An 8,219-nucleotide genomic window follows, 5' to 3' on the forward strand; every position below is an offset into this window, starting at 1 on the left:
ATGATTGACCCAAAAATTTTATTAAAAGAGAAACAACGTTATAATTTGCCACTTGAAGTTTCGCAACAAGAATTAAAGTTATTAGCTAAAGATACACCAGTTCAAAAAATTATTGGCTACATCGAAATGCAAAATGTTGTAATCAATTTACAACATCAGGTTTTAATTCCACGTTATGAAACAGAAGAAGTTATTTTAAAAGCACTAGAATATATTAGACCCGGGGCAGAGGTTTTAGATTTATGTTGTGGTTCGGGATTTATCGGCTTAGCTCTTGCTAAAAACTCTTTAGCTAGCAAGGTTATACTTAGTGATATCGATCCTGAAGCAATTGCACAGAGTCAATATAACGCTGATTTAAATTACTTAAATGTAGAAATCATTCATTCAGATTTATTTGCTAATATTAACCAAAAATTTGATGTTATCGTTTCCAATCCCCCATATATTCCCAATGGCATAAAATTAAGTGCTTCAGTTCTAAATTTTGAACCACACCATGCATTGTTTGCTAGTGAAAATGGAAATTATTTTTATCAAAAAATTATTAGTCAAGCAAATCAATATTTAAAACCGGGTGGGTTAATTATTTTTGAAATATCACATTGAAATTTAGCTTTTTTCAAGAACATTTCTAATTGTCAAATTTTTAAAGATATCAATGACAAACCACGAATTGCAGTTGTTAGTTATAGCTAACAATTTTTTATTTTTTATCCTATAAAATCACAAAATCAAAGATCTCAAAAAGCGATTAAAAAATTGTTTTTAAATTTCAAAAAAAATGCTAGAATTATATAGCACTAGCCAACTGCTACTTTTAAAAAAAGTAGAGGAAAGTCCGTACTGGCACCACCTGCGATGGTGGTAGTGATCATGTTAGGTCTAATAAACCTAAGCCTAGACGACAAGTGCCACAGAGACGAGCTGATTAAGTTCAGGTGAAACGCGGTAAACTCCATGAGTCAGAAACCCAAATTTTGGTAGGGGAGCTCAAACAAGGGAATTGAACTGAGTTTGGGAGTTAATAGTAACTAGATAAATAGTTGGCATCAATTTTTTTTGATACAGAATACGGCTTATTGTGCAACCATTCCAGCAAACGTTGGAATGTTTTTATTATTTTTTTTGCATAAAAAAACTTTCATGTTGGAAGTTTAAAACTATTTATTATTTAGAGCTGCATTACGCTTTTGATTTATTAAGTTATAAATTGCACGTCAACCATAACCTAGTGCAATTACTACAAAGTAACTCAAAATCGGTAATAATCCTTGTCATAGTTTACGATAATCTACTTCTTTACCATTAACTGCATCTTCGATTAAAAGCATAATTGGTGAAAATAAGTATCCAAGTAAAATAAATGCAATTAAAACCATTGCAACAACAAAAATAATTTTTTCATATGATTTTAGCTGAATTTCACCACGCTTGTTTTGAATCATAACAATTAATACAGTTCCGAAATATTGTACTAAAAAAGCAATTGTTCCACTATTTAAGACAGCTGAAAAACTGTCATTAATATTTAATGCTCTAGGAATGATGTTTAGTAAAATCATTGAAGTAATAATAGTAAAAATTACTAAAATTGTGATTCGTGAATATTCACCATTTTTATTTTTAGTATTCAATGAACTTGGGAAAAAACGATCTTCAACCATTGGAACAATGTAACGATTGTAAGAATAAACTGAAGAAATGGATCCAGAAACTCTATTAAAGAAAATTCCAATTGAAAAAATGATAATCCCGGCTACATTTCATGTTTTTCTAAATAATCCTAAAAATAACTCTAATTTTTCATTTGGATTATTTTTAAAGGAATTTAAATTTAAAAACATAGCAATAATATAAAATAAAAAATAAAATCCAACAATTAATCCAAACATAATCATTAAGATACGCTTCATTTTTGTACCTTTAGTATCAGGGGCAATTGTTACTAAACTTTCATATCCACCATAAGCATAAATAAAAGAAATAGTTGTACTTACAATAATTGCAAAACTGGATAATGGACTTGATAAAAAAGATTCTGATAGTGATTCGCCACTAAAATTTTGACTAATATTATTTTGTTGTATAGCATAAATAATTGCAAAAATAACTCCTAAAAAAATTGTTATCCATTTCATAAAAGCTGATAAAAATACTAAAAATTTAGTTGTTTTTAATCCAAATAACACTGAAGAAATTAAAATAATAAAAATTAGAACTGATAAAACCTGTCACATAATATTTAATTGATATTCTGACATGCTTGATCCATTAGCAATTATTGATGGGTTAGCACTTTCTAAAATTTTCGATAGAAAAAGTGGACTAACAGCCGAAAAAAGTGGGATTTGAGCAATTTGATTAAACCCAAAGAAAAATGACCCTTCCTTACCAAATGTTTTTTTAGCATAGTAATAAGTTCCGCCAAAAGCATTGTTGTATTTGTGTGATGCTTGAGCGAAAGCTAAAGAAGAACCTAATGCAATAAGTGCTGTTAAAGCAAAGACTAGAATTCCTCAGTAACTTAAATTAATTACTGATGCAATAGTAGCAATAAATCCAAAACCCACAACATAATTAAAACCAAACAAGAAAAATTGGCGCTTTGTGAATTTTGAGCTGCTATTTGACTTTTTATTTTTTGAAAAAGCTGCGCTTATATTAAATTTCATAACACATATTTTATAGAAAAAATTATAATTTAATAGTTTTTTATTAATAAAAAAGCACTTTTTATAAAATTTAGTGCTTTTTAAGATGAAAATTTAGTTTTTAAAAACTCATTACTTTCTAAATAATAGTTTAAATCAATTTTTTGCCCTTTATAATGAATCCGTTTAAAAATTTGATTTGCTATGTTTTCAAAATCAATTTTTTGTGATTTGCTAAAGCGTTCAAAATGAATTCTATCAATTGCAATAAAAGTTTTTTTATTAGCTTCACTCCGATAGTTAATAATTTCTAAAAAAATTGCTAAAAATCATTCATTTTTAACATTGTTTGCAAGCATAAATAAATCATCAATTAACAAAACATCAACATCTTTCATTTTATTAGCAATATCATTTTTATTTGCAAAGCCATTACTAGTAAAAAAGTTTTTTAAGTCCAAGCTATTAATGTAGGCGGTTGTAAAATCTTTTTTAGCCCAATAAATTGCTAAGTATTTTAAAAATGAAGTTTTGCCATTAAATTCATTTGACACAACATAAAAAATAGCATTAGGAGAAACATCTAACAAACTCATTAAATTAGTCCATTTTTTTTGCTGTTTTTCATAAATTTGCTCATCAAATTCAAAAAAACTAGTAAATCAAATATTATCCTTATATTTATTAGCTAATTTTTTAGGGGTGGACTCATAATAACGAAAAAAATTACCAGCTTCAGAAATTTTAAAATTAGTATACATATCTAATTCGGGGTCATATTCTTGCAATGCCATTTCAATCAAAATATCAATGTTATCAATTAAAACTTTTTTCAAGAAATTTTTGTCTTTGTCACTAAAATGTTTTTTAATTTTTACTAATGCATTATTAATTCGAGGAATTATAGCAATTGTAGAGATGATTTTATAAGCATTCTCATCATTTTCGTTTTCAGCTAAAATGCTAATTAAATCTAGAATTTCCTGTTGTGATGGTATTTTTCTTTTACTGGGAGCCACTATTTATCTACCTTTAATTGTTCTAATAATTCATCAATATTAGTAAAATCAGTATTAATTATGTCATTATTTTGATTTGAAACTGAATCATTAGTAGCGAAAATATCTAAGCTAATATTTTTGTCTTCTTGCTGCGACTGATTAAATGAGCTACTAAATAAATCATTAGTTTCATAACTAAATTGATATTTTGGCTTGTTATTGTTAACAAATTTATTGTTTTTTTGAAAAAAAGTTTCTTGTAATTCATTATAGACATCAGCTGCACTAGTAATTCCTTTATCTAAATAAGATAAGGCAATTTTGTTAATATAATTAAAATTAATTTTACCTTGATTGACAGCATTGCTAAAATCAATAAAATAGCAAATTGCAGTTTCACTAAAGCCCTTTTCTAATAATTGCTTAATTATTTGTTTTGATGAAGGCGCAATTGGGCGGTTTACAACTTTAAAATAATGGTTATAAACTTGCGCTCCTATTTCTGTATCTTGTTCTTGTTTTTTTTCTAGTAAATTTGATTCATTGTTAATAATAGTTGCTGACTGAGATATAATAGCTGGCTTAGTCATTTTTCTCAATTCATCTAAATCCATTTTAAAAATGTCATAAAAACGCTTAGTTTTATCACTATACTTACTTTTATCAAAATAATAATTTAAATTAGCAATTAAAAGTTTTTCTAAGTGCTGCATACCAATTTTTTTAGCAATTTGGTTACTGATAATTTTATTTTCATTAATAGCTTTGGCATCGAGTGGTTTATTTAATTCAAATAAAGCATTATTATAAGAATCACTTTCATAATAACGAATTAAACCAACTGCTTCAAGTTTGTCTTTGGCTTCTAAAATTTGTTTTTTAGCCAATCCAGTCTCTAAAATCATGCTTTCAAACTCATAAAAATCATTATAAGCTTTTTGTGATTGTGTTAGATCTACTAAATATTGGTATAAAGTAATGGCTTTTGTTCCTAAAAAAGGCAAATAAAAAGTACGCAAATTCTTAGTATCTTTACAATCAATTTTTTGTTTTGTTTCAATAAAAAAAGTTGTATATTTCATTTTTATTAACCTTTCAAATGGAGCTTTGGTTTTAAAGTGTATCTAAATTTTAAGACAGATTTATTTTGCTGACTTAAAAAAATTAAAAATAATATTTTATTTAAAACTTATACACACACTTAATCACAATGAATTGCAATTTTAAGCATCTAGAGGCTTTTATTTAAAGGGTTTTAAAAAGTTATCCACATCAAAAATTTGTTAAAAATGTGTTTATTATGTATTAGTCAAAATAATCGAAATAAAGTTAAAAAAAAGTCATTATTTATGACTTTTTTCCAACTTGTTATTTTTAATTTTATGGGTTAATAAACTTTTGAAAATAATTGTATTAGTAATTAGGATAATGTTAGATAATATCATTAAAATTGCTCCAATTCAAGGCATGATTGCACCTAATAATGCCAAAGGTATTACTAAGACATTAAAAATTAATGCTCAACCAAAATTCATTTTAATTGTTTTTAATGTTTTTTGAGCGATGTAAATGGCATTATCTAGTGCAGTTAATGAATTTTCCATTAGTGATATATCAGCAAAATTGTTTACCAAATCAGATCCTGAAGCATAAGCGATTCCCAAATCAGCTGATTTAATTGCTAATACATCATTAATTCCATCACCAACAAAAATAGTTAGTCCTTTTGCTTTAAAATTTTCAACAATTTCTAATTTAGTTTCCGGACTAACATTACCATAGTAAAAATTGATTCCTAATTTTTTAGCAACATGTTCAACAACATCGGCATTATCGCCTGAGGCCATAATAGTTTTAATGTTACGAGCTTTTACATTTTTAAAAAAATGGTAAGCATCAGATTTGATAGCATCACTAACTTCATATACTCCTTCAATCACTTTATTTTTTGCAATTGCTACAAAACTAGCAACAATTTTTTTAGTATCTAATTTAACATTATCCTGATAATTATTATGTAGCATTTTAGTGTAAGCTGCTAATTCATAAGTATCTTTTCCAGCTTGGGCAATAATACCATATCCAGGCACTTCTTGTTGTTCAAAATTATGAGGGCTTTCAAAGTTTTGATAATTTACAATTGCTTGTGAAAATGGGTGATTAGAATTGAAAGCTAATTCATAAGCTAATTTTTGATATTGTGAATCACCGTAGTAATTTTTAACTTGTGGTTTACCTTCGGTGATAGTTCCCGTTTTATCAAAAATGATATATTGCACTTTATTTAATTTTTCATAAACATCAGCTGAAGCAAATAAAATTTTATTTTTTGAAGCAACATAAGAAGCTGAATAAATTGCAGCTGGAGCAGCAATACCAAAAGCACAAGGACAAGCAATCACAATTACACTCACTGCCACTCAAGCGGCGATGGCATAAGCTGATTCTTGATTTAGATTTGGCCCATGATAAATGCTTGGAATTAATGGTTGGTGGTAAACATTAATTCACACTGCTCATAAAATGAAAGTAAAGATAGCAATTAGTAAAATTGTGGGAATAAATAATTTAACAATTTTTTCACTTACACGTTGAATTTTAGTTTTTGAAGAAACGATTGTTTCCAACTTATTAATAATTCGTCTTAAAGTTGAATCATTAGCAGTATGAGTTACTTCAATCTCTAAGGCACCAGTTAAATTTTGAGTCCCCGAAATCACTGCTGAACCATTTTCAACAACTCGAGGTATAGTTTCACCAGTTAAAAATAATGTGTTAATTTCGCTTTTACCTTTAACAATCAACCCGTCAACGGGAATGTTTTCGCCTGGTTTAACAACAATAATATTACCAACTACTAATTTTGAGGCTAAAACTTGGCGAATTTCGCCATCTTCCAATAAATTAGCATAGCGATTTTGTAATTTTAATAACTCACCAATTCCAATACTAGAATTTTTCATAATTCGGTTTTCTAACCAATGTCCTAAAGTCACAAATGTAATTAAAGCAATTGGTACTTCTCAAAATTCCATTCCAATGCCAGATAAGCCATTATTAGTTAATTTAATAATGGTAATAATTAAAGAATAGAAATAAGTGATATGAGCTCCTAGAGCAATTAATAAATCCATATTAAAGCTTAGTTTGAAAGCCATTTTATAATTTTTAAAAAAATTAATTGAAACAACAAAAATTACAAATGTATTAATTACTAATAAAATTAAAAAAAATCATTTAGGAATTTGATGTTCAATAATTTGATGATCAATTAGCATGATAATCATCAATGCTAAAAAAGGTAAAAATAAAATAACTAAAGTAATTAAATTGACATTAGGTTTTTGAAAAAATATATAAATTTTTTTCAAAAAATTAATACTCTTCTGCACTGTAACCAGCCTCTTTAACAAGTTCAATGATAAAATCATTTGAGTATTTTTCTTCATCAGCTTTAACAGTTAAAATTTTTTCCACTACATTAACTGAGTATTCAATATCTGGGTATTTGGCAAAAACTTTTTCAATGTGACTTTTACATGAAGCACAAGAAATAGCTAATAAAAAGTAACGACTATTCATAATAATAAACTCCTATTTTTGTGAATGACACTGACATAAATATTGAAAGTTTTCAGGAGCATTAATGATGTTTGTCATTAATGCTCTAAATTGAGCCCGAATTGTATCTTCAAGATAATAATAAACATTGCGATTAACTTTATAGCTATTAATAACTTTCATTTTTTTTAAACTATTTAGAGCACGCGAAACATTAGGTTGGGAATCACGATTCCTCTCAATAAATGTTGTGACATTGCAATTCCGACATTGACAGCTATAAAGGTGTAACAATATTTTATAATTTACCGGGTTTGATAAAACTTTAATAAAATCATATGCATTCATGACAATTATTATATAACAAAATTGTTATATATAAAAATAAAATTAATTTTTTAATTTTGGATGATAGTAGTAATCGATCATGCAAAAATAAAAGCACCCAAATTATGAGTGCTTTAGAGTTATAAATTTTCAAAAATAATAAATAATATTAAATATTAATTTAATTTTAATATAAGCTATAAAAATGTTTTAAATTTTTTTTTATTTAGAATTTTTAAAATTAGCCATTCAATTACCTTTGTAAATATTGCTAGGACTTAGTTTTTCTTCAATATCTTTTCCTAAGAATAAATAAGCTAGCAAAACAGCAAGTTGATCTTCATTTGTTACATTTTCCAATATTTTTTCAAGATTTTTTTTGATATACAAGTCATTTTCGCCATTAGCAGATAAAATTTTTTGAATATAATCTTTTTCTGTAATTGATAAATTGTGATTTAGGTTTAATAGTAAAAAAGTTGTTTCAAAAGTATTTGGGTCACTTACATTAAGTATTTTTTCACTAAATATTAAAGCTTTGTTGTCTTCGATAAATTTTTCAAATGCTATTTTATCAAAATCTTTGTAATTAATTATCTCACTAATTTTTTTTAAATATAAAATTTCATAAAGATTCTTAGCACTTAAATTTAAATCAAATTTATTAATATTTTTT

8 protein-coding genes and 1 other RNA gene are annotated in these 8,219 nt (G+C 26.4%); 2 read left to right on the top strand and 7 right to left on the bottom strand.

All coding sequences use genetic code 4. The features are described from left to right. Together prmC and rnpB are read left to right on the top strand one after the other, a co-directional pair. Nucleotides 1–699, top strand: coding sequence for a peptide chain release factor N(5)-glutamine methyltransferase (gene prmC / locus ACW95P_RS04520; RefSeq protein WP_457962069.1), 699 nt, complete (start codon nt 1–3; stop codon nt 697–699). Between the two features lie 99 nt (nt 700–798). After that, nucleotides 799–1,087: RNase P RNA component class B (gene rnpB / locus ACW95P_RS04525), an RNA gene on the top strand. A 76-nt stretch (nt 1,088–1,163) separates the two neighbouring features. Here the strand turns inward: rnpB and ACW95P_RS04530 are convergent. The 7 genes from ACW95P_RS04530 to ACW95P_RS04560 form a co-directional block, all read right to left on the bottom strand. Continuing rightward, nucleotides 1,164–2,675 carry an APC family permease gene (locus ACW95P_RS04530; protein ID WP_457962070.1) on the bottom strand — a complete coding sequence of 504 codons (1,512 nt, stop codon included), beginning with the start codon at nt 2,673–2,675 and terminating at the stop codon, nt 1,164–1,166. Nucleotides 2,676–2,755: 80 nt separating this feature from the next. After that, nucleotides 2,756–3,673, bottom strand: coding sequence for a hypothetical protein (locus ACW95P_RS04535; RefSeq protein ID WP_457962071.1), 918 nt, complete (start codon nt 3,671–3,673; stop codon nt 2,756–2,758). Continuing rightward, nucleotides 3,673–4,737, bottom strand: coding sequence for a DnaD domain protein (locus ACW95P_RS04540; protein WP_457962072.1), 1,065 nt, complete (start codon nt 4,735–4,737; stop codon nt 3,673–3,675). Before ACW95P_RS04540 ends, ACW95P_RS04535 begins: the two co-directional genes overlap by 1 nt. A gap of 261 nt (nt 4,738–4,998) precedes the next feature. Next, nucleotides 4,999–7,047, bottom strand: coding sequence for a heavy metal translocating P-type ATPase (locus ACW95P_RS04545; protein ID WP_457962073.1), 2,049 nt, complete (start codon nt 7,045–7,047; stop codon nt 4,999–5,001). Beyond that, the gene (locus tag ACW95P_RS04550; protein WP_457962074.1) at nt 7,031–7,237 is read right to left on the bottom strand and encodes a cation transporter; all 207 of its coding nucleotides are present in this window, start codon (nt 7,235–7,237) and stop codon (nt 7,031–7,033) included. The genes ACW95P_RS04545 and ACW95P_RS04550 overlap by 17 nt, the downstream gene beginning before the upstream one ends. A gap of 12 nt (nt 7,238–7,249) precedes the next feature. Further along, nucleotides 7,250–7,564, bottom strand: a complete 315-nt coding sequence (locus ACW95P_RS04555; RefSeq protein WP_457962075.1) for a hypothetical protein — start codon at nt 7,562–7,564, stop codon at nt 7,250–7,252. 201 nt (nt 7,565–7,765) lie between these two features. After that, nucleotides 7,766–8,219: hypothetical protein (locus tag ACW95P_RS04560; RefSeq protein WP_457962076.1), on the bottom strand; the 454-nt coding region annotated here is incomplete at its 5' end.

The sequence above is a fragment of the Mycoplasma pogonae genome, assembly GCF_054170725.1.